A 20,809-nucleotide genomic window follows, 5' to 3' on the forward strand; every position below is an offset into this window, starting at 1 on the left:
ACCCGGTGCACCCGGTGCGCCGCATCGCCGACGAGGTGGGCGCTGCGCTGATGTTCGACGCCGCCCATCTGTCGGGCGTCATCGCCGGAGGGGCCTGGCCGAACCCGCTGCGCGAAGGGGCCCACGTGATGACCATGAGCACCTACAAGAGCCTCGGCGGGCCGCCAGCAGGGCTTATCCTCACCAATGACGCGGCCATCGCCGAACGCCTCGACGCCATCGCGTATCCCGGTCTCACCGCCAATTTCGACGCCGGGAAATCCGCCGCGCTGGCGATGACGCTGCTCGACTGGAAGGTGCATGGCCGCGACTATGCCCGTGCCATGGCCACAAGCGCGAAGGCGCTGGCCGAGGCGCTCATGGCCGAAGGCGTGGCCGTGCATGCGGCGGCCAAGGGCATGACCAGCTCGCACCAGTTGGCCATCGAGGCGGCGGGCTTCCGCGGCGGCCAGGCGGCGGCGAAGCTGCTGCGCGAGGCCAACATTCTCTCCTGCGGCATCGGGCTGCCGATTGCGGAAGTTGCGGGCGATCTCAACGGGCTCCGCCTCGGCACGCCGGAAATCGTGCGCTGGGGCATGGGGCCGGAACACATGCGCGCGGTGGCGCGTTTCATCGCCGATGTGCTGCTGGAGCGCCGCGCCGCGCAATCCGTGGCGCCGGAGGTTCAGGCCTTTCGCGGGCAGTTCAGCAAGCTGCACTTCATCCGCGGCTGAAGAGCGCCCTGCTGCATCGGGGGTCTCAAGCCTTCGGCGGGATCACGCCCTTCTTGAGAATGAAGCAGCCATAGAAGCGGGTCTCGCCGGTGACGATCACCGCATAGGCCTTGCGCGCCTTGTCATAGAAGGCGAAGCGCTCGACCGAGCCCATGGGCCAGGGCTTGCCCTCCCACTTGTCGATCATCTGCTGCACCTCCGCCTGGACCGGCGGAACCTCGAGCGGCTTGCCGACGATTTCCATGCGCTCGGCCGGCGTGTCCACGAAGGCATCGAGCGGAAACACCGAAAGGATGGCGTCGACGGCTTCCGCCGCCGTCAGATTGTCCATGCGCAGGAGCTTGCCCGTCACCGTATGGCGGGCCACCGAATCGGCCGGAAAATTGGTGTCGCAGATCACCAGGTCATCGCCATGGCCCATGGCGCGCAGGCAGCGGATGACATCGGCATTGAGGCGGTTGTCGAAATTGCGCAGCATCGTTGATCCTCCGGGGTTGTCGCGGGCGAGGCTAGACAGCCGGTATCAGGAGTCAAGCCGCGCTCAGAAGCCTTCGGGCTTGCCGGGAACCTTGACCATGGCCTCGCCTTCCAGCACCAGCGTGCCGCCTACCTTGCAGCGGCAGGCGAGTTTCACGCGGCGGCCCTTTTCCACCAGTTCGACGACTTCGACGCTGGCCTCGACGTGGTCGCCGATGCGCACCGGCGCCCTGAAGTTCAGGGTCTGCGACAAATAGACAGCACCTGGCCCCGGCAGCCGGGTGCCGATCACCGCCGAAATCAAGCTCGCCGTGTAAAGGCCATGCGCGATCCGCCCGCCGAACGGGGTGCGCGCCGCGAAATGCTCCGAGAGGTGGATGGGATTGCGGTCGCCCGAGATCTCGGCAAAGCCCACGACATCGGAGGATTTGACCTCCTTGACATAGGTTTCGGTCATGCCGAGGCTCAGGTCCTCGAAATACAGCGTCTGGCTGGGAGCGAGCATGGCGGCGGGCCCGGTTAGCGGCGTCCGGTGTGCATGCCATAGAGATTGACGAGATGCACCAGCGCCAAAAGGGCAATAAACCCAAATACCATCAACACCGGCGTTGTCGGTATCATCCGGGGGGTGAGGCTGGTGCGGGGGCGGCGCTCCAGCCATGACAGGTATCCCACCACGCCGCTGCTGACCAGGAGAACGGCGATGGTGAGCCAGAGCTGAAACGGATCGGGGGAATCAGGCATCGGGGCGGGCAGGTTGGTTGACAGCACAAAGACGCCCCGCTATGGACCCAGCCCACATGCAATGGGCAGTCCGGAGCTTGGCGCTTCTTCTGCCTGAAATATCGGGTGAAGTCCATGAAAGTCCGTAATTCCTTGAAGGCGCTGCTCAAGCGCCACCGCGACAACCGGATGGTGCGCCGGAAGGGCCGCGTCTATATCATCAACAAGACCAACCCGCGCTTCAAGGCGCGCCAGGGCTGAGATCAGCCCCCGTTCAGCAATTTGTGAACGCCGTGGCCGGGAAACCGTTCACGGCGCTCTTTTTGTTGCCATCATGACCGGTGTATGGTCGCCGCATGCGTGGAATAATTGCCGCCGCCCTGCTGATCGTCCTGAGCCTGTCGGCGCTCGCCGAGGACGCGCCGGGAGAGCCGCCTGCCAAGCCCGCTGAAATGCGGTCAGACCAGCTCGATATGCTGTTTGCCAGGCTACGCGAGCCCGGCGTCGACAGCGGCGAGGTCGAGCGCCAGATCTGGCAGCTCTGGGCCGCCTCGGACTCGCCCACCGCCACAATTCTCCTCGAACAGTCGACCCGGGCGATCGACGACGGCGCTCCGGCCGAGGCGCTGGCGATGCTTGACCGGCTGATCGGCGCATTCCCGGATTTCGCCGAGGCCTGGAACAAGCGGGCCACCCTCTATTTCATGATGAAACGCTATGATTCCTCGCTGGCCGACATCGCGCGAACGCTTGATCTCGAGCCGCGCCATTTCGGGGCGCTGGCCGGCAAGGGCATGATCCTGATGCGCCAGAAAGACTATGCCGGCGCCCGCGCCGCCTATGAAGAGGCCCTGGCGGTCAATCCCAATCTCGAGCAGGTCAAGGACGCGCTCAAGGAACTCGACCGGCTGGAGCAGGGGATCTGAACCCCGGCTTTTGGGCCGGTTGCGCCCCGTCCGGGCTTCCGCTATAGCGCGCCGGTCCGATCGGCTTCATTCACCCCTGGAGGAAGGCCGGCCGGGCGTATCATATCAGGAGTAGACCATGTCAAAGATCGTGCAGCTCAAGGCCGCGCCGCGCGCCCGGGCAGGCAAGGGGGCCTCTCGCGCAGTCCGCCGTGAAGGCCTCATTCCCGGTGTCGTCTATGGCGACAAGCAGGAACCGCAACTCGTTTCGCTCACCTACGGCGAGGTTCTCCCCCATATCGAGACCGGCCGCTTTCTCTCGACGCTGATCGACCTCGATGTCGATGGCAAGACCGTGCGCGCCATCCCGCGCGACGTTCAGTTCGAGCCGGTGCGCGACTTCATCGTTCACATCGATTTCCTCCGGCTCGGCAAGGATGCCCGCATCCGCGTCAACGTGCCGGTGCATTTCAAGGGCCAGGAAGTGTCGCCCGGCATCAAGCAGGGCGGCACCCTCAACATCGTGTCGCATACCGTGTCGCTCAACTGCTCCGCCAATCTCATTCCGGACGAAATCACCGTCGATGTCTCCGGCATGCAGATCGGCCAGTCCGTCCACCTTTCCGACATCAAGCTGCCGGATGGCGTTAAGTCCGCCGTGAGCGATGACGTCACGCTTTGCGCCGTCACCGCCCAGAAGAAGGAAGAAGAGGCTCCGGCCGAAGCAGCGCCTGCTGAAGTGCCGGCAACCGCGCAGAAAGCTCCGGCTGCCGGCGCGGCTGCGCCCGCCGCAGGCGGCAAGGCTGCCGCGCCCGCCAAGGGTGCGGCTCCCGCGGCCGCGGCTCCGGCCAAGAAGAAGTAACAGTCTTCCGCAGAGGGCCAGATGCACCTCATCGTGGGGCTCGGCAACCCGGGCTCCAAATATCAGGGCAACCGGCACAATATCGGCTTCATGGCGGTGGACGCGATCGTCCGCCGCCATGGTTTTTCACCCTGGCGCAAGCGCTTTCAGGGCGAGGCTTCCGAAGGCGTGCTGGCGGGCGAGAAGGTGCTGGTGCTGAAACCCATGACCTATATGAACGAAAGCGGCCGGGCGGCGGGCGAGGCGATGCGTTTCTATGACATCGATCCCGCGCAGCTCGTCGTGTTCTACGACGAGCTCGATCTGGCGCCTGGCAAGCTGCGCGTGAAGCTGGGCGGCGGTGCGGCGGGCCACAATGGCATCCGCTCGCTCATCGCCCATTGCGGACCGCATTTCGTGCGTGTGCGCATGGGCATCGGCCACCCCGGCGACAAGGCGCTGGTGCAGCCGCATGTGCTGAGCGATTTTGCCAAGGCCGACCAGGCCTGGCTTTCGCCGCTGCTTGATGCGGTGGCCGATCATCTGCCGCTTCTCGTCCAGGGCGAGGAGGGGTCTTTCCAAAACAAGGTGCATCTGGCGCTCAATCCGGCGCCCGAGCGCCAATCCAGCAAGGCGGAACACTGATGGGTTTCAAATGCGGCATCGTCGGACTGCCGAATGTCGGCAAGTCCACGCTTTTCAACGCCCTCACCCAGACGGCGGCGGCGCAGGCCGCCAACTATCCGTTCTGCACGATCGAGCCCAATGTCGGCGACGTGGCGGTGCCCGATCCGCGCCTCGATGTGTTGGCCAGGATCGCGGGTTCGGCCCAGATCATTCCGACCCGGCTCACCTTCGTCGATATCGCGGGGCTGGTGCGCGGCGCTTCGAAAGGCGAGGGGCTCGGCAACCAGTTTCTCGCCAACATCCGCGAGGTTGACGCCATCGCCCATGTGGTGCGTTGCTTCGAGGATGGCGACATCACCCATGTCGAGGGCAAGATCGACCCCATCGCCGATATCGAAACCATCGAAACCGAGCTGATGCTGGCGGATCTTGATTCGCTCGAAAAGCGCCTCGTCAACATCGAGAAGAAGGCAAAGCAAGGCGACAAGGAGGCGAAGGAACTCGCCAGCCTGATGACCCGCGCGCTGGAACTGCTGCGCGAAGGAAAGCCCGCCCGCCTGGTGGCGCGCGCCCCGGAGGAAGAGAAGACGTTCCGCGGGTTGGGGCTGCTCTCCTCGAAGCCGGTGCTTTATGTCTGCAATGTCGAGGAAGCCTCGGCCGACAAGGGCAATCAATTCTCGGCCCGCGTGTTCAGGCGCGCCCAGGAGGAAAACGCGGTCGCGGTGGTCGTCTCGGCCAAGATCGAATCCGAAATCGCCGTCATGGCGGCGCAGGACCAGAAGGACTTTCTCGACGCCGTTGGCCTTTCGGAGCCGGGCCTCAACCGTGTCATCCGGGCGGGCTATGACCTGTTGCATCTCGTCACCTATTTCACCGTGGGGCCCAAGGAGGCCCGCGCCTGGACGGTGACCCAGGGTACCCGCGGGCCACAGGCGGCGGGCGTCATCCACACCGATTTCGAGAAGGGCTATATCCGCGCCGAAACCATCGCCTATGACGACTATGTCGCCTGCAACGGCGAGGCCGGTGCGCGCGAGGCTGGTAAATTCCGGCTCGAAGGCAAGGAATATGTCGTCCGCGACGGCGACGTGATGCATTTCCGGTTCAACACCTGATCCGGGCGCGGGGCGGCCAATCATGCAGGACCTGCTTCACTACGAGGATTTCCCGGAAGGACTGGTGGTTCCGTTCGGCGCCTATTACCTCAGCAAGGAAGAGGTGATCGCCTATGCGCGGGAGTGGGACCCGCAGCCCTTTCACCTCGATGAAGAGGCCGCCAGGCATTCGGTGCTGGGCGGGCTTGCCGCATCGGGCTGGCAGACCAGCGCCATCCTGGTGAAGCTCGCCGTCGAGGCCTATGCCAACCGCTCCGCCGCCATGGCCTCGAACAGCATGGAAGAAGTGAAGTGGCTGAAGCCTGTCTATGCGGGGGAAACCCTCACCGGGCGTGGCACGGTGCTGTCGCGCCGGGTTTCCACGAAGCGGCCTGAGATGGGCATCCTGCGTTTCAGGTTCGAACTCCTCAATGCGGCGGGCGAACTCAAGACTGAGATCACCGGCGCGCAATTCATGCGGGTGCGCCACCCATGATCGGTCTCTTTCTAGAAGACATCGACGTGGGCCTGACAGTCGAGCTCGGCAGCCATCATTTCACGCGCGACGCAATCATCGCCTTCGCCACGAAATATGATCCGCAGCCCTTCCACCTCGATGACGAAGCGGCGCGCAAGGGCCCGTTTGGCGTGCTTTCGGCGAGCGGCTGGCATACCGGCGCTGCCTGGATGAAATGCTATGTCGCCACCAACCAGCGCGCCGAAGCCCAGCTGCGCGCCGCCGGGCCTGAGCCCGCTACGCCGGGTCCCTCGCCTGGCTTCACCAACCTCAAATGGCTGAAGCCGGTGACCCCGGGCGACACGATTTCCTACCGCAGCACGGTGACGGGAAAACGCGAACTGGCGTCGCGGCCGGGCTGGGGCCTGGTGTTCTCGCTCAACGAGGGTTTCAACCAGAAGGGCGAGCTGGTGTTCTCCTTTGAAGGCAAGGTGATGACGGCAAGGCGGCCGGTAATCTCCTGACCTGTGAGCCCCAGCGAGGCCGCCCGCCTCAGGCAAGCGCCCAAGACTGGAGTTTGGCGATGACCGGGGCGAGAGCGGGATGACTCGTTACTCTCCTGATAACTGCCCCTCCCCACAAGGGTGAGGGAAACCTATGCTCGACTCCAACTAAATCCGTCCTGCTCTAATGCCCCTCGAAACTCACCAGCGTATGCACCTTGACGCCCTTGGCGCGAAGTTTCGCCGCGCCACCCAGGTCCGGCAAGTCGATGACGAAAGCGGCCGAGACCACTTCGCCCCCTGATTTCCGGATGAGGTCGATGGCCGCGCCGGCCGTGCCGCCGGTGGCGATCAGGTCGTCGACGAGCAGCACACGGTCGCCTCTCTGCACGGCATCCGCGTGGATCTCGATGGTGTCGACGCCATATTCGAGCTGGTATTCCTGGCCGATGACCCGCGAGGGCAGTTTGCCTTTCTTGCGGATCGGGATGAAGCCGCGGCCCAGATTATGCGCCACCGCCCCGCCGAGGATGAAGCCGCGCGCCTCGATGCCCGCCACATAGTCGATCTCGCCCTTCAGGAACGGCCAGGCCAGTTCATCCACGGCGGCGCGGAAGCCATGCAGGTTCGAGAGCAGCGTGGTGATGTCCCGGAACATGATGCCGGGCTTGGGATAATCCGGAATGGTGCGGATATAGCGCTTGATGTCAAAACCGTTGCGAAGGTCCATGGGCATCTTTCCGGATCTCAGGGCCATTTCACGGCGGGCGGCATGGAAGACAGGATCGATTCGACGTTACCGCCGGTCTTCAGGCCGAAAATCGTGCCGCGGTCATAGAGCAGATTATACTCGACGTAGCGGCCGCGGCGGATCAACTGCTCCTCACGGTCCTGATCGGTGTAGGGAAGCTCCATGTTGCGGCGGACGAGCTTCGGATAGATGTTCAGAAACGCCAGGCCGACGTCGCGGGTAAAGGCGAAATCCTGTTCCCAGCCGCCGGAATTGAAGTGGTCATAAAAGATGCCGCCGATGCCGCGCGGCTCGTTGCGGTGCGGCAGGAAGAAGTACTCGTCGCACCAGGCCTTGAAGCGCGGGTAGTCGGCGACCGCATGGGCATCGCAGGCGGCCTTCATGGCGGCGTGGAAATCGATCGTGTCGGGGTCTTCCTGATTGCGGCGGCGGTTGAGCACCGGCGTCAGATCGGCCCCGCCCCCGAACCAGGTCTTGGTGGTGACGATGAACCGGGTGTTCATATGAACCGCCGGCACATTCGGGTTCCAGGGGTGCACAATCAGCGAGATTCCGGAAGCCCAGAAACGCGGGTCTTCCTCGGCCCCCGGAATCTGTTTCCTGAACTCAGGCGAGAAGGCGCCGTGCACGGTCGAGGTATGGACACCTGCCTTCTCAAAAACCTTGCCATGCAGCATGGACACGATGCCGCCGCCACCGTCCGGCCTTGTCCACGGCGAGCGTTCGAATTGAGCGCCGCGATCGATGTCTTCCAGCGCGGCGCAGATGCGGTCGCGCAACGATTCGAACCAGTGGCGGGCGGCGGCTTGGCGGGTTGCGAGGACTTCGGTCATTGTGTCACTTGTAGAACAGGTTTTCCGAAAGTGGAAAGCGCTTTGAGAAGGGGCGCGGCCGGATCGGAATTCATCGCACCATCATAAGTTCAAGGACAAAATTTACGTTACGTAATTTGTGCTCAATCACAGGTAGCAGGATTCGCCGTTTTGCGGGAGGAATCGTCTCCAACAGGCGTCTGTCGTAACCATGATTGAAGCTTCTTGCGGAGTGAAACCCGGGGCGGGGCCTTTACACAACAGCAACCAATATGCTACTTATCAACGATATTTAAACCATCGGCAGCGGTGGAAGGTCGCTGTCAGTCGATCCACAAGATGCGCCAGCGGCTGACGACAGGTTGTGCTACTTGAAAGAGTATTTTGGATTGCATAGCGCAGTGGATTGTCCCAGCGCCCGGTCCTTCCGCGCTGATGCTTCTGGCGCGGTTGCCGTTACTGTCGCGCTCTTTGGCGTGGGCCTGGCGCTGGCAGCCGGCGTCGCCATCGACGTAGCGCGCGTCTATTTCGCCAGGGTGACGGCGCAGGAGAGTGTCGATCAGGCGGTGATCGCCGCCGCCGCGGTGGCCTATTCGAATGCTGGCAGCCTGTTGCCCAACGAACCCAAAATGAAAGAGGTGGTTCGCGCCTATCTCGCGTCCAACAGCGGCGTGAACTCGGCGCTGGTTGGCCTGGCGGAGCCCAGCGTGAGCTATGAGGCGGAGCCAGAAGACAAGGTGACCGTATCGGTCAACGGCAGGATCGAGACAACTTTTCTGCGTATTGCCAACATCGATGAAATCAATTTCACCGTCAGTTCGACGGCCAAGCGGCCGGAAACCGATATTGCGAGCCTTGACCTTGACACCAGAGATGGCCCGCTTGAGTTGGCCCTGGTCATCGACCGCAGCTCGCCGATGACAGACAGTCTGGGCGGCAGGCCCAAATCCGAGGTCCTGGCAGAGGCCGCAACCGGCCTTGTGGAGCGCGTGATGGCGGGGAGCCCGGCCAAGGTCGGCGTTGTGCCGTATGGAACCTGGCTCGCCGTGGAGCGCGGCCTCTGGCAACAGACCTGGCTCAACCTGACAGGCCTGTCAGTGCCCGAGAGCGGCGCCTGCCCGGAAAACGGCGCGGCCGGGTGCGGGCTCCCGGTCACTGAGTCCAGCTTCGACGGCTGCTTCATGACCCGGCCGTCACGGCCGGATACCATCGCAAGACCCACTGATCCCGCCTATCCGGCCAAGGCCGGGTCCTGCCCGCAGGTTCCGATCCTCGACCTTACCGGAGAAGCCGATTCTGGCGGCACCGGCCTTGAGGTTGTAAAATCCAGGATCGCCCAACTGGCGACGGGCGATGACGGCTATGCTGACGGCACCTACATCCCGGGAGGCCTTGAATTCGGCTGGCATATGCTGTCGGCGGGCCAGCCGCTTGACCGCGCCAGCACGGCTGAACAGGCGAGGACGCAGGGCGTGCGCAAGCATCTGGTGCTGGTGGCGGGCGGCGAAAACACGGTCTTCCCCAAGGCGGCGGGGCTCTGGAGCGCCTTCCGGCCGGGCGGGGCGGACCCGCAAAGCAACAACCCGGCCGAAGACCCGGATCGGTCCGCCAGAAACCTGTGCAGCAGGATCAAGGACGCGGGCATCACCATCCATGTCGTGGCGCTGGGCGTCGACGGCCGGAGTGCGATCAACATGATGCAGGAATGCGCCAGCAGCAGCGCCTTCTTCTATGTTGCCAACAGCCCGGCCGCGCTGGACAGAGCCCTCGCCCAGATCGGCTTCCGGCTGACCCGCTCGCGGCTTACCAACTAGATCATGCCCTGATCTGCCGCAGCGCCTCGCCGGTCACCATGGCGGCGGCAACCGCCACGTTGAGCGACCGCAGCCCCGGCTGCATGGGAATGGTAAGCCGGGCCTCGACCTGCCGGTGGACCTCTTCGGGGACCCCAGAACTCTCCCGGCCCATCAGGATCACATCGCCCGGTTCAAAAGCGAAGTCCCAGCAGGCGAGGCTCGCGCGGGTGGTCATCAGAACAGTCCGCCGTCCGGCCGTTGCCTGGCGGAAGGCGGCCCAGGAAGGCTCCCGGACGAGCGCCGCCTTTTCCAGGTAATCCATGCCCGCCCGGCGGAACTGGGCATCGCTCATGATGAAGCCGGCGGGTTCGATGATCCGGCAGGTCAGCCCCAAGCAGGCGCACATCCGCAGAATGGTGGCGGCGTTGGGGGCGATGTCGGGTTGGTACAGGGCCAATTCGATCATGATTCCAGCTTCCTAGCGCTTTCCAGGGGGAGACGGAACTGGCCGGGAACTGCGACACTTCATGGCTAGACTTCTGGTCGGACCAGTGCGTATAGAACCTCGGATTTAGGCGCCGGCGAAGGCTTGTCCACTTCTGGGCGGGCACGGCAACGAAAAAGGAAGAAGAAACGTGTCCACTGCGGAACATGCTGAAACCAATCGCCGCGATTTCCTTTACATCGCGACTGGCGCTGTGGGGGCGGTCGGCGCCGCCCTCGCGGTTTGGCCGTTCATCAATCAGATGAACCCGGACGCCTCGGTGCGGGCCCTGGCCTCGGTCGAGGTTGATCTTTCGCCGATCGCCGAGGGCCAGGAGATCACCATCAAATGGCGCGGCAACCCTGTGTTCGTGCGCCACCGCCTGCCGGCCGAAATCGAAGCCGCAAAGGCCGTCGCCGTGGCTGACCTGCCTGATCCGCTGGCTCGCAACGCCAATCTGCCCGACAGCGACCAGGCAACGGATATCAACCGCGTGGTGGGGGAAAAGGAACAGTTCCTTGTGATGATGGGAGTCTGCACTCATCTCGGTTGCGTGCCGTTACCTAACTCCGGAGATTTCGCGGTGGTCGAAGGCAGCGCCAAGCACGGCGGCTGGTTCTGCCCTTGCCACGGTTCGCACTATGACACAGCGGGCCGTATCCGGAAGGGCCCGGCGCCGCAGAACCTCGCGGTCCCGCAATACGCCTATATCTCCGACAGCAAGATCCGCATTGGCTAAGAAGGACAATCCTCAATGAGCGGACATTCGAATTATCAGCCGACTTCGGCCTTCGGGAAGTGGTTCCACGAGCGGCTTCCCGTCATGGACCTGGTCAAGGGCCAGGCGCTGGACTTTCCGACCCCCAGAAACCTGAACTACTGGTGGACCTTCGGCGGCATTCTGGCGGTAATGCTGGTGCTGCAAATCATCACCGGCATCGTGCTGGTGATGCACTATACGCCGCATGTCGATTATGCCTTCGGGTCCGTCGAGCACATCATGCGGGACGTTAACTCCGGCTGGTTGATCCGCTACATGCACGCCAACGGCGCCTCGATGTTCTTCATCGCGGTCTATATCCACATTTTCCGCGGCATGTATTACGGCTCCTACAAGGCGCCGCGCGAAGTGCTGTGGATGATTGGTGTGCTGATCTACATCGTCATGATGGCGACCGCCTTCATGGGCTATGTGCTGCCTTGGGGTCAGATGAGCTTCTGGGGCGCAAAGGTCATCACCAACCTGTTTTCGGCCATTCCCTTCGTGGGCGACTCGATCACCACATTGCTGTGGGGCGGTTACTCGGTCGACAACCCGACGCTGAACCGTTTCTTCTCGCTGCACTACCTGCTGCCCTTCGTGATCGCCGCGCTCGTGGTGCTGCACATCTGGGCGCTGCATGTGCCGGGCAACAACAACCCGACGGGCGTTTCCGTGAAGGGCTCGCAGGACACGCTGCCGTTCCACCCTTATTATACGATGAAGGACGCCTTCGCGATCGTGATTTTCTTCATGTTCTACGCGATGTGGGTGTTCTTCGCGCCGAACTATCTGGGCCACGCCATCAACTATCAGGAGGCCAATCCGCTCGTGACCCCGGCGCATATCGTGCCGGAATGGTACTATCTGCCATTCTACGCGATCCTTCGTGCCGTGCCGGACAAGCTGGGTGGCGTCATCGCCATGTTTGGCTCGATCCTGATCCTGTTCGCGCTGCCGTGGCTCGATACCTCGAAGGTGCGCTCCGGCAACTATCGGCCGCTGTTCAAGGGCTTTTTCTGGATCTTCGTGTTCGTGTGCATCGCGCTGGGCTATCTCGGTTCGAAGCCCGCGGAGGGGCTCTATGTGGTCTTCTCGCGCATCCTCACCGTCTACTACTTCGCGCACTTCCTGGTGATCCTGCCGCTGCTGGGTCTTCTGGAAAGTCCGAAGCCGTTGCCTTCATCCATCTCCGATGCTGTGCTGGCCAAGAAGCGGCCCGCCACGGCCGCCGTGCCTGCCGAGTGATCTGGGGGAAACCGATATGACATTGCTCAAGACACTCGCCATCGCGGCGGCCAGCTTTGTGTTGTCCTTTGGGGCGGCGCAGGCGGCAGAGGGCCAGAAACCCGCGAAGGATATCTCCTTCAGTTTCGAAGGGCCGTTCGGCACGTTTGACCGGGCGCAGTTGCAGCGCGGCTACAAGGTTTACAAGGAAGTCTGCGCGGCCTGCCACGCCATGAAATACCTGTCATTCCGCAATCTTTCGCAGCCGGGCGGACCAGAGTTCTCCGAAGAACAGGTGAAGGCGCTGGCCGCAACGTTCACGGTCCAGGATGGGCCGAACCAGGACGGCGAAATGTATGAGCGTCCGGCGCTGCCGTCGGACCGCTTTCCGTCACCGTTCCCCAACGAGCAGGCGGCGCGTGCCGCGAACGGGGGCGCTTATCCCTCGGACCTGTCGCTCATCACCAAGTACCGGCCCGGCTGGTATGGCACCTTCAACCAGCTGGCGAATGGCATCGGCGGGCCGCAATACGTGTACTCGGTTCTGACCGGCTACGTGCCTGACCAGGAGATCCCGGAAGAACTGCGGGCGGAACAGCCAGAGGGCAAGTATTTTAATCCCTATTTCGCCAACGGCCACTGGATCGGCATGCCGCCGCCGCTGACCGACGATCAGGTCACCTTTGATGATGGCACGCCTGCAACCGTGGATCAGATGGCCAAGGACCTGTCCGCATTTCTCGCCTGGTCGGCGGAACCCAAAATGGAAGAGCGCAAGCGCACCGGCTTCATGGTCATGATTTTTCTCGGTGTGCTGGCCCTGCTCCTTTATCTGGTGAAGAACCGGATCTGGGCGAAGGCGCACTGAGGCGAATGCATGTCATAAAGGCCCGGGCAGCGGTGTCCGGGCCTTTTCCTTTGCCCGGGCCTCGGGCATGCTGATCCCACGTGGGAGGTCTGGGTATGACGGCTTCGGTTCTGGGCATCATCGGCGGGTCAGGCATCTATGACATCCCCATGGACAATGCCCGGTGGGAGCGTATCGAAAGCCCGTGGGGCGAAGCCTCCGACGCGGTGCGGCGCGGTGAGATCGGCGGACTGCCGGTGGTGTTCTTGCCGCGCCACGGCCGCGGGCACGTCTATTCGCCGACGACCATCAATTACCGCGCCAACATCGACGTCCTGAAGCGCGCCGGCGTCACCGACCTGTATTCGCTATCCGCCGTCGGCTCGCTCAAGGAGGATCTTCCGCCCGGCACATTCGTACTCGTCGATCAATTCATCGATCGCACTTTCGCGCGCGAGAAGAGCTTCTTTGGAACCGGGCTTGTGGGCCATGTGCCCTTTGCGCATCCGGTGTCGCCGGTCCTGCAGGATATCGCGGAGGCCGCGCTCCAGGCCGAAACCATCCCTTATGCGCGGGGCGGCACCTATGTGGTCATGGAGGGGCCGCAGTTTTCCACGCTCGCGGAATCGCAGCTCTACCGTTCCTGGGGCGCTTCGGTGATCGGCATGACCAATATGCCGGAAGCCAAGCTCGCCCGCGAGGCGGAGATCAGCTATGCCACCATCGCCATGGTGACTGACTATGATTCCTGGCACGAGGAGCACGGTACGGTCGATGTCGCCAAGGTCATCGCGGTGATGAAGGCCAATGCGGGCAATGCCAGGCGGCTTGTCGCCCGGATCGCGCTGGCGTTCCCGCGCCGGCATCCGCCATGCCCGTTGGGCTCTGACCGGGCGCTCGATTTCGCCATCATGACGGCGCCGGAGAAACGCGATCCGGCGATGATCCGAAAGCTTGAGGCGATTGCCGGCCGAGTTTTGTCCTAGTTTGCCGCCGCCCGCCTGAACACCAGTTTGACGAAAGGATGCGTCATGAGCCGATGCTGCTCGGCGGCATCGAAGGCTTTGTGCTTCCTGTCGCACGCGGCCTGCATTCTTTCCCAGAGTTGCGCCGCCTTGCGGCTGGCATCCTCGCAGGATCTGGCCTTGATCGCCTTCACCTGCCTTTCGACATCGGCGGCGCAGCCCAGCCAGATCCGGCGATGGGTTTCCTCATGCTGCTTGAGGAAGGCCGAGAACTGCCGCCAGTGACTCCGGTCGGCGGCCGGCAGTATCTTCTCATTGCTGATGCGGGGAAGCTTGATGACGAAATCGAGTTCGATGCGGTAGTCGACGAACTTGCAGGACGAGCCCTGCAGCAGTTTGCCCTTCTGCGCGGCGGTCGCGGCCATCGAGGCATAGGCCTTGGCGCCATTCACCATGGGCCCCCGTCTCTGCATCGCCCGGTAAACTTCATGCGCGGTCGCACCGCTGATTGTGTAGTAGGTGTATTTCGTTGTCTCGGCCGGCTTGGCCAAGGCGGCGCCGCTGAAGACGCAGAGCAACGCCGCGGCAATTTTCGAATAGGCTATCATGGAGCAGGACACTGCAACGGAAAACCTTTCGTTGTCTTGACGCCTTCAGCAAGACCCGCAATCTGCGAAGACCCCTCTTGCTCTTATTGCATAGGTGAAGCATAATACGAAAAGCTTGGCCGTGCTGTTCAATTGGTGGGTCGCGCCGTCCGGAAAGGGCGCTGCCACCTCTCCGCAGAATGCCGCCGGGCCGCGTCCGCCGGCGCCTTCCACCAGCGATGGGGCGGTGTGCGCAAACATGGATGCAACAAGGGACGCGCTTCTCATGCGCCAGAACGGCTCGGTGAAGTTTTTCAATCAGGCCAAGGGTTATGGGTTCATTTCACCGGAAGGCGGCGGTAAGGATGTGTTCGTGCACATCACGGCCGTGCAGCGCTCCGGCATTCCCGAACTCTCGGAGAACATGAAGATCAGCTTCGAGGTTCAGCCCGACAAGAAGGGCCGAGGGCCTCAGGCCGTCAACCTCCAGATCGTCTGATTGCGCGGCCGGCGTGCGCCAATCGGGGCGGCTGCAGCCGCGCCCGGGCCGTGCTATTCGTTCGCTATGAAGGTTCCGCAACAAACACCGCAGCGGGTCCGGCGAGGTTTCAGATGAAACGTGCGCTGGTCTTTCAGCATATGGACCACGATCATCCGGGCCGGTTCCTGGATTTCTTTGCCGAGGACGGCATCATTCCCGTGCCCGTGCGCCTGTTCGAGGGTGAGGCCATCCCAAGCCTGGCGTCCTATGATTTTCTCTTCGTGCTGGGCGGTGCGCAGGATACCTGGCAAGAGGATCAATACCCGTGGCTGGTTGCCGAGAAACAGGCGATCGCTGAATGGGTCGGCGAGCGGGCCAAGCCCTATTTCGGCGTCTGTCTCGGCCATCAATTGCTGGCCGCGGCGCTTGGCGGAGAGGTGGCGGCCGCCGATCAGGGCGAAGTTGGCGTCTTCGACGTGAGCCTTACCGATGAGGCGCAAGGCCACCGGCTGATGCAGGGCCTCGAGCCCAGCCACAAGGTCATGCAGTGGCACCTGGCGGAGGTGAAGCGGGCGCCGGAAGGCGCCCGCATCCTGGCCTCATCCGCGCGCACGCCGGTGCAGGCGATCGCGGTTGGCGATCATGCGGTGGGAACGCAGTTTCACTGTGAGTTCACGCCCCAGACGGTGGCGGGTTGGGCATCGCTGCCGAACTATCTGGCGTCTCTCGAGAAGCATTTGGGGCCCGGCTCTTATCCACGGTTGTTGCAGGACTCCTACCCGCTGATGCCCGGCATGGCGCGCATGACCAGGCAGATCTATGAAAATCTCGTCGCCGCCACGGGACTGCGAAAGTAGGACTAAGTTTCAGCCGCCAGCAGATCCTCGCGGGTGATCCAGAACACTTCCGCCTCAGCTTCCTCCGTATCGAGCCACAGGAAATCAAGCTCCGGATATTCCGCGACCAGCGTTTCGCGGCCGGTGCCGATCTCGCAAAGAAGTGCTCCACCGGGATTGAGGAAGGCCGGGGCCTCGGCAAGAATGCGGCGCACGATCGCGAGTCCGTCCTCGCCGCCCAGATGCGCCATCACCGGCTCATGACCATATTCCGGCGGAAAGGCCTGAACCTCGTCCTCGCGCACATAGGGCGGATTGGCGATGATCAGATCGTAGGCGCTGCCTTCGACCGGCTCGAACAGGTCGCCCTCGAGAAGATTGATGCGGCGTGAGAGGCCATGTTCTTCCACATTGATGCGGGCCACCGCCAGGGCATCGGCCGAAAGGTCAACCGCGTCAATCTCGGCTTCGGGAAACACGCCGGCGGCCAGGATCGCCAGACATCCGGAACCGGTGCAAAGATCGAGCACCCCGGTAACCGAGCTCGTATCGGCGATCAACGGCGCTTCGCTTCCGCCAAACAGGCCCGAGAACAGCAACTCGCCGATGTAGGAGCGCGGAACGATGACCCGTTCATCAACGAAGAAAGGAACGCCGTGCATATAGGTCCGGCCAAGAAGATAGGCGGCCGGCACGCGTGTCTCGATGCGCCGGCGGATGAGTTCGATCAGGGCTTCCCTCTCGCTGTCGAGCAGCCTCGCGTCCAGCCAAGGGTTGATGTCGTCAACGGGCAGCTTCAGCGCCTCAAGAATGATGAAGGCTGCCTCGTCCAGGGCCGATGTGGCGCCATGGCCGTGGACGATCCGCGCGGCGCGGAATGACGAGAGCGCGAAGCGCAGCACGTCACGAATGGTCGAAAGCTGGCTCGCCGCGGCGCTGTAGGCTGGCTTGGCGTCTGGCATGGCGTCTGTCCCTGGAGGCGAAAAGCGCCTGAATCACGATTGCCCCCACAATCACCGCCCCGCCGATGAAAGTCCAGATGGGTGGAAGTTCGCCACTGACGAGCCAGGCCCAGAGCGGCGACAGCACCGGCTCGGTAAGCGCGATCAGCGCTAGCTGTGCCGCCGGCACGCTGCGCGAGCCGATGGTGAAGAGGATGAGACCCAGGGTCAGCTGCACCGCGCCCATGAGAATGGTAATGAACAGGTTCCACCAGCCTATGGCGAAAGCCGAAACTCCGGAATTGGCGTTGAAGCCCCAGGGAAAAAGCAGCACCGCGCCGCTGAACAGAATGAGGTAGATGGCGTTCCAGATAAGCGCCACCGACATTTCGGTCTTCTGGCCCCAGCGCAGCAGCACCGCGTAGCAGGAAAAGCAGAAGGCGGAATAGATGGCCAACATGGTGCCAGTGATCGCCCCGCCGCCGCGGTTACCGTAGAAAATCAGCCCCATGCCGGCAAGCGCCACGGCCATCGCCACCCAGGTGATGGGCGGTATGCGCTCGCGCAGGATCCACAAGCCGAGCACGGCGGAAAGGAAAGGGGTGATGCCAACCATGAAGATCGATTCCGCGACCGTCGTGTAAAACAGCGAAGCCACGAATGACAGTCCGGCGGTTCCGATGGCGATACCCGCGATCACCGCGTTGAAGCCGGCTTCACGCATGCGCGTGAACAGCCCCGCTCCGAAGCGGAGGCCCAGCCACACGCTCATGCAGACGAGCACGGTGATCGACCGGTAGAAGATGATCTGCCAGACGTCGATGCCGTCAGAAAGCCGCACCAGCGCGCCGCCGAGGCTCCAGCAGGCAGCGCCCGCCGCCACGAAGAGCACGCCGGCGGCATAGCTGAACTGTCGGGGACTTGTCATCGTGATGCCCGCCGGGTTGACCGCGCTCCCGCCACGACGGTCAGCACGAAAACGAGAAACACCGCCGCCAGGGTGAAGGGTAGCCCGTCTGGTCCCAGACCGGCAATGGACCAGCCAGCCAGTAGCGATCCTGCCAGCGCGCCCAGCCCCCACATCGTGGAGAACGAGGCGGTTCCGGTCACCAGTTCATGGCCCGAGAAGCGCTCTCCCAGCTCCGCAAGTGCCACGGTGTAGATCCCGGCGGCCGTGGCGCCCATCACCGTCAGCACGGGCCACAGCGCGAAACTTCCGAAAACAAAGGGCACGAGAAATGATGAAAGCCCTGTCAACACACCGCAGACCGCCATCACGGTCCGCTTCGGAAAGTGGTCGGCGCACCACCCGATCGGGAACTGCAACACGGTGTTGCCGACCACAAAGGCCGTGAGGGCCAATGCCGCCATGTCCTGGTCAAAACCCTTCTTGATGGCATAGACGGGAAGGAAGCTCAGGTTTGCCGCATCGAGGATTGCGAACATTCCGACGGCGAACAGGAGGACAGGCGCCTTGCGGGCAAAGCCCACGACCGACAACGGCGTTTCATCCTCGCTGTCGACTTCTTCGTCCTTGACGAAAAAGGTGGGGATCATGGCGACGATCAACACCGCCGCGCCCACGACGAACGGCAGGGCGCCATCGATGCCTGTAAAGGTGATGATCGCCGGGCCGCCGCCGAAGCTCAGGGCCATGATCGAGGTGTAGATCGCCAGAATGCGCGACCGCCACGGGCCTTCTGCGAATCTCACGATCCATGCCTCGCTGATTGCAAACAGGATCGAAATGAAGAAGCCCTGCAGGACGCGAAGAACGAACCAGCCCCAGAAGATCGGAACGAAAGGATAGGAGACGATCACCACCGCCGTCAGCAAGGCAGCACCGATCACTGCGCGTTTCGCGCCAAAGCGGCGCACCACGGTCGGGATGACGAAGACTGACAGCACGATTCCGACTGGATGCATGGCGGCGTTGTAGCCAATCCACTGCGATGGGATCTGCTGGCTCTCCATGATCAGCGACAGCAGGGGGAACATCAGCCCGAAGGTGAAGCCGAACACTGTGATGGCGGCGATTGCCGCCAGCAGGTTGACGAAGCGCTGCCTATCCACCGGCTGGCTCCCGCACCAGGCGGCCGCCCGAAAGCGCCAGGCCAATGAGCAACAAGATATAGAAGCCAGCGAGCGTCGCCGGCATGGCGCTGATGCCGAAGAGATCGATGGCAAGGCCCGCCAGCGGCGGCCCCAGCAACCCGCCAACCCCCCACATGGTGGCGATCGCCACGGCGCCGGCTATCAGGTCCGCGCCGGAGAACTTGTCGCCCATGGTCGCCAATGCCACGACATAGACGCCGAAGGCCGAGCCAGTGAGCAAGATCATCACCGGCCAGGCGATCCAGTGGGTGATGACCACGAGAAGGCTGAGGGACAGGATCACGGTCAGCACAGCGGTGACCAGCATGACACCCTTGCGCGACCAGCGATCCGCCAGCCAGCCCAGCGGATAGCACAAGGCGACGTTTCCGATGATGCCCACGCCCAACAGGAGGCTCGCCGTGTCCAGTTCGAGGCCGTTGCGCATGCCATAGATCGTGAAAAATGAAATCAGCACGTTGTCGAACAAGGTCGCCACCGCCACTGCGAAGAGCAGCATTGGGGCTTTCCTGATGAAACCGAACAGCCCGCCGCCGTCCTCGTTGCGGAAGTCGGCGTCATTGATGCGCACGAAAGCCAGCGGCAGCGCGCTGATCAGGATGCAGACGATGCCGATCGCCCAGGGCAGGAAGCCGTTGATGCCGGTCCATGGCAGAAGCAGGGGGCCCGCCGCGAAGGTGACGGAGAGCAGGGAGGTGTAGAGCCCCATCACGCGGCCGCGGTGCTCCTCCGAAGCAAATGTCAGCACCCACGTCTCGCTTACCGTGAACAGGGCGCTGGTGGCGACGCCGAAGGCAAAACGCAGTACAAACCACATCCAGATCGGCGTGACGCTGATTGCAGCCAGGCTCAGCACCAGGATCGCGATCAATACATAGGCGGCGCGCTTGGTGCCGGTTCTTGCAAGAATTCCCGGCAATACCGGGCCCATGAGCAATATGCCGATCGGACCCATGGCGGCGTTCACGCCGATCATCCAGGCCGACCAGCCCTCCTGCTCCATCCGCAGTGGGATGAGTTGCAGCGTGAGCCCGAACGCGATATCGCAAGCGCCGACCGTCGCCAGAGCGGCGATCATATTGCCGTAACGGGATCGTTTGGCGGCGGTCATGCGGGGGAGGCAATCCATGGTCCTGGGTGGATCATGGCCTTAGACGCCACCGCCCCGCCGGGCAAGGCGGTTGCGCCGTTGGGTCGACACGGCTAAGCCGTCCGCCATGAGCAAGCTCAAAGCCTTCATTATTCCCGTAACGCCGTTCCGGCAGAATTGCTCGCTGGTTTACGACGAGGCCAGCAAGACGGGCGCCATTATCGATCCCGGCGGCGACGTTCCCGCGATCATGGATGCCATCCGCGAGAGTGGCGTCAAGATCGAGAAGATTCTGCTCACTCATGGCCATATCGATCATGCCGGTGGCGCCGCCGCGCTGCGGGAGAAGCTGGGCGTTCCCATCGAGGGTCCAAACCCTGAGGATCTGTTCCTGCTCGAAACCCTCGCCGAAACCGGGGCGCAGTATGGCATGGCGGACGCGCGCCCGGTTTCCCCCGACCGCTGGCTCAGGGAAGGCGACAGCGTCAACATCGGCGGCCTGGAGTTTTCCGTGCTGGAGGCGCCCGGCCACACGCCGGGCTCGGTCGTCTTCTTCAATGACGCCAACCGCTTTGCGCTGGTCGGCGACGTGCTGTTCCAGGGCTCGATCGGCCGCACCGATTTTCCGCGCGGCGATCATGCGGCGCTGATCCGGTCGATCAAGGAGAAGCTCTATCCGCTGGGCGATGACGTGGTCTGCCTGCCAGGCCATGGCCAGCCTTGCCGCATCGGCGAGGAGCGCCGCACCAATCCGTTCCTCAACCTGTAGCTTCGGAC

Annotated in this window: 26 protein-coding genes and 1 pseudogene; 16 read left to right on the forward strand and 11 right to left on the reverse strand. The window is 63.1% G+C overall.

All coding sequences use genetic code 11. The annotated features are described in order from the left end of the window. Positions 1-713: pseudogene (locus ACKOED_RS03560) on the forward strand (serine hydroxymethyltransferase); the annotation flags it as partial. 25 nt (positions 714-738) lie between these two features. On the opposite strand, the gene ACKOED_RS03565 reads toward ACKOED_RS03560, so the two are convergent. The 3 genes from ACKOED_RS03565 to ACKOED_RS03575 form a co-directional block, all read right to left on the reverse strand. Further along, a complete protein-coding gene (locus tag ACKOED_RS03565; protein WP_408915199.1) occupies positions 739-1,191 on the reverse strand; it encodes an RbsD/FucU family protein in 453 nt (150 codons plus the stop codon). Positions 1,192-1,254: 63 nt separating this feature from the next. Beyond that, complete coding sequence (locus tag ACKOED_RS03570) at positions 1,255-1,695, reverse strand: MaoC family dehydratase (protein WP_408915200.1); 441 nt, start codon at positions 1,693-1,695, stop codon at positions 1,255-1,257. A gap of 14 nt (positions 1,696-1,709) precedes the next feature. Continuing rightward, on the reverse strand, positions 1,710-1,934 hold the full coding sequence (locus tag ACKOED_RS03575) for a hypothetical protein (protein WP_408915201.1): 225 nt from the start codon (positions 1,932-1,934) through the stop codon (positions 1,710-1,712). A gap of 114 nt (positions 1,935-2,048) precedes the next feature. On the opposite strand from ACKOED_RS03575, the gene ykgO reads away from it, so the two are divergent. The 7 genes from ykgO (at position 2,049) to ACKOED_RS03610 (ending at position 6,361) form a co-directional block, all read left to right on the forward strand. Then, the gene (ykgO, locus tag ACKOED_RS03580) at positions 2,049-2,174 is read left to right on the forward strand and encodes a type B 50S ribosomal protein L36 (RefSeq protein WP_408915202.1); all 126 of its coding nucleotides are present in this window, start codon (positions 2,049-2,051) and stop codon (positions 2,172-2,174) included. Between the two features lie 95 nt (positions 2,175-2,269). Then, positions 2,270-2,839 (forward strand): tetratricopeptide repeat protein, encoded by a 570-nt coding sequence (locus tag ACKOED_RS03585; protein WP_408915203.1) that lies wholly within the window; start codon positions 2,270-2,272, stop codon positions 2,837-2,839. Between the two features lie 118 nt (positions 2,840-2,957). Beyond that, the gene (locus ACKOED_RS03590) at positions 2,958-3,680 is read left to right on the forward strand and encodes a 50S ribosomal protein L25/general stress protein Ctc (protein ID WP_408915204.1); all 723 of its coding nucleotides are present in this window, start codon (positions 2,958-2,960) and stop codon (positions 3,678-3,680) included. 21 nt (positions 3,681-3,701) lie between these two features. After that, on the forward strand, positions 3,702-4,304 hold the full coding sequence (pth, locus tag ACKOED_RS03595; protein WP_408915205.1) for an aminoacyl-tRNA hydrolase: 603 nt from the start codon (positions 3,702-3,704) through the stop codon (positions 4,302-4,304). Next, positions 4,304-5,401 (forward strand): redox-regulated ATPase YchF, encoded by a 1,098-nt coding sequence (ychF, locus tag ACKOED_RS03600; RefSeq protein ID WP_408915206.1) that lies wholly within the window; start codon positions 4,304-4,306, stop codon positions 5,399-5,401. Before pth ends, ychF begins: the two co-directional genes overlap by 1 nt. A gap of 22 nt (positions 5,402-5,423) precedes the next feature. Continuing rightward, complete coding sequence (locus ACKOED_RS03605) at positions 5,424-5,876, forward strand: MaoC family dehydratase (RefSeq protein WP_408915207.1); 453 nt, start codon at positions 5,424-5,426, stop codon at positions 5,874-5,876. Next, positions 5,873-6,361 carry a MaoC family dehydratase gene (locus ACKOED_RS03610; protein ID WP_408915208.1) on the forward strand — a complete coding sequence of 163 codons (489 nt, stop codon included), beginning with the start codon at positions 5,873-5,875 and terminating at the stop codon, positions 6,359-6,361. Before ACKOED_RS03605 ends, ACKOED_RS03610 begins: the two co-directional genes overlap by 4 nt. Positions 6,362-6,524: 163 nt before the next feature. On the opposite strand, the gene ACKOED_RS03615 is transcribed toward ACKOED_RS03610, so the two are convergent. Beyond that, positions 6,525-7,070, reverse strand: coding sequence for an adenine phosphoribosyltransferase (locus ACKOED_RS03615; RefSeq protein WP_408915209.1), 546 nt, complete (start codon positions 7,068-7,070; stop codon positions 6,525-6,527). Between the two features lie 17 nt (positions 7,071-7,087). Next, positions 7,088-7,924, reverse strand: coding sequence for an oxygen-dependent coproporphyrinogen oxidase (gene hemF / locus ACKOED_RS03620; protein WP_408915210.1), 837 nt, complete (start codon positions 7,922-7,924; stop codon positions 7,088-7,090). 380 nt (positions 7,925-8,304) lie between these two features. On the opposite strand from hemF, the gene ACKOED_RS03625 reads away from it, so the two are divergent. Next, entirely contained in the window at positions 8,305-9,717 is a 1,413-nt protein-coding gene (locus ACKOED_RS03625; RefSeq protein ID WP_408915211.1) for a hypothetical protein, read from the forward strand. Between the two features lies 1 nt (position 9,718). Here the strand turns inward: ACKOED_RS03625 and ACKOED_RS03630 are convergent, their stop codons facing one another. Next, positions 9,719-10,165 carry a tRNA (cytidine(34)-2'-O)-methyltransferase gene (locus tag ACKOED_RS03630; RefSeq protein ID WP_408915212.1) on the reverse strand — a complete coding sequence of 149 codons (447 nt, stop codon included), beginning with the start codon at positions 10,163-10,165 and terminating at the stop codon, positions 9,719-9,721. A 169-nt stretch (positions 10,166-10,334) separates the two neighbouring features. On the opposite strand from ACKOED_RS03630, the gene petA reads away from it, so the two are divergent. From petA to ACKOED_RS03650, 4 genes are all read left to right on the forward strand, one after another. Further along, positions 10,335-10,922 carry a ubiquinol-cytochrome c reductase iron-sulfur subunit gene (petA, locus tag ACKOED_RS03635; protein WP_408915213.1) on the forward strand — a complete coding sequence of 196 codons (588 nt, stop codon included), beginning with the start codon at positions 10,335-10,337 and terminating at the stop codon, positions 10,920-10,922. Positions 10,923-10,937: 15 nt separating this feature from the next. Beyond that, on the forward strand, positions 10,938-12,191 hold the full coding sequence (locus ACKOED_RS03640; RefSeq protein ID WP_408915214.1) for a cytochrome b: 1,254 nt from the start codon (positions 10,938-10,940) through the stop codon (positions 12,189-12,191). A 16-nt stretch (positions 12,192-12,207) separates the two neighbouring features. Continuing rightward, a complete protein-coding gene (locus tag ACKOED_RS03645; RefSeq protein ID WP_408915215.1) occupies positions 12,208-13,038 on the forward strand; it encodes a cytochrome c1 in 831 nt (276 codons plus the stop codon). Between the two features lie 95 nt (positions 13,039-13,133). Beyond that, the gene (locus ACKOED_RS03650) at positions 13,134-14,003 is read left to right on the forward strand and encodes an S-methyl-5'-thioadenosine phosphorylase (protein ID WP_408915216.1); all 870 of its coding nucleotides are present in this window, start codon (positions 13,134-13,136) and stop codon (positions 14,001-14,003) included. On the opposite strand, the gene ACKOED_RS03655 is transcribed toward ACKOED_RS03650, so the two are convergent. Next, positions 14,000-14,590: a DUF922 domain-containing protein gene (locus ACKOED_RS03655; protein ID WP_408915217.1), complete on the reverse strand. Its 591-nt coding sequence runs from the start codon at positions 14,588-14,590 to the stop codon at positions 14,000-14,002. The genes ACKOED_RS03650 and ACKOED_RS03655 overlap by 4 nt on opposite strands. A gap of 265 nt (positions 14,591-14,855) precedes the next feature. Between ACKOED_RS03655 and ACKOED_RS03660 the strand changes: the two genes are divergently transcribed. Next, positions 14,856-15,068 (forward strand): cold-shock protein, encoded by a 213-nt coding sequence (locus ACKOED_RS03660; protein ID WP_408915243.1) that lies wholly within the window; start codon positions 14,856-14,858, stop codon positions 15,066-15,068. A gap of 113 nt (positions 15,069-15,181) precedes the next feature. Beyond that, positions 15,182-15,907, forward strand: a complete 726-nt coding sequence (locus ACKOED_RS03665) for a type 1 glutamine amidotransferase (RefSeq protein WP_408915218.1) — start codon at positions 15,182-15,184, stop codon at positions 15,905-15,907. 2 nt (positions 15,908-15,909) lie between these two features. On the opposite strand, the gene prmB is transcribed toward ACKOED_RS03665, so the two are convergent. From prmB to ACKOED_RS03685, 4 genes are read right to left on the reverse strand one after another with little or no spacing between them, the layout of a single operon-like run. After that, the gene (gene prmB / locus ACKOED_RS03670; RefSeq protein ID WP_408915219.1) at positions 15,910-16,848 is read right to left on the reverse strand and encodes a 50S ribosomal protein L3 N(5)-glutamine methyltransferase; all 939 of its coding nucleotides are present in this window, start codon (positions 16,846-16,848) and stop codon (positions 15,910-15,912) included. Next, the gene (locus ACKOED_RS03675) at positions 16,790-17,755 is read right to left on the reverse strand and encodes a DMT family transporter (protein ID WP_408915220.1); all 966 of its coding nucleotides are present in this window, start codon (positions 17,753-17,755) and stop codon (positions 16,790-16,792) included. The genes prmB and ACKOED_RS03675 overlap by 59 nt, the downstream gene beginning before the upstream one ends. Next, on the reverse strand, positions 17,752-18,900 hold the full coding sequence (locus ACKOED_RS03680) for an MFS transporter (RefSeq protein WP_408915221.1): 1,149 nt from the start codon (positions 18,898-18,900) through the stop codon (positions 17,752-17,754). Before ACKOED_RS03680 ends, ACKOED_RS03675 begins: the two co-directional genes overlap by 4 nt. Continuing rightward, positions 18,893-20,053 (reverse strand): MFS transporter, encoded by a 1,161-nt coding sequence (locus ACKOED_RS03685; RefSeq protein ID WP_408915222.1) that lies wholly within the window; start codon positions 20,051-20,053, stop codon positions 18,893-18,895. The genes ACKOED_RS03680 and ACKOED_RS03685 overlap by 8 nt, the downstream gene beginning before the upstream one ends. Positions 20,054-20,159: 106 nt before the next feature. On the opposite strand from ACKOED_RS03685, the gene ACKOED_RS03690 reads away from it, so the two are divergent. Further along, entirely contained in the window at positions 20,160-20,801 is a 642-nt protein-coding gene (locus ACKOED_RS03690) for an MBL fold metallo-hydrolase (protein ID WP_408915223.1), read from the forward strand. Positions 20,802-20,809 lie beyond the last annotated feature (8 nt).

The organism is Aestuariivirga sp. (genome assembly GCF_046093005.1).
In the GTDB taxonomy this organism is placed as follows: Bacteria; Pseudomonadota; Alphaproteobacteria; order Rhizobiales; family Aestuariivirgaceae; genus Aestuariivirga.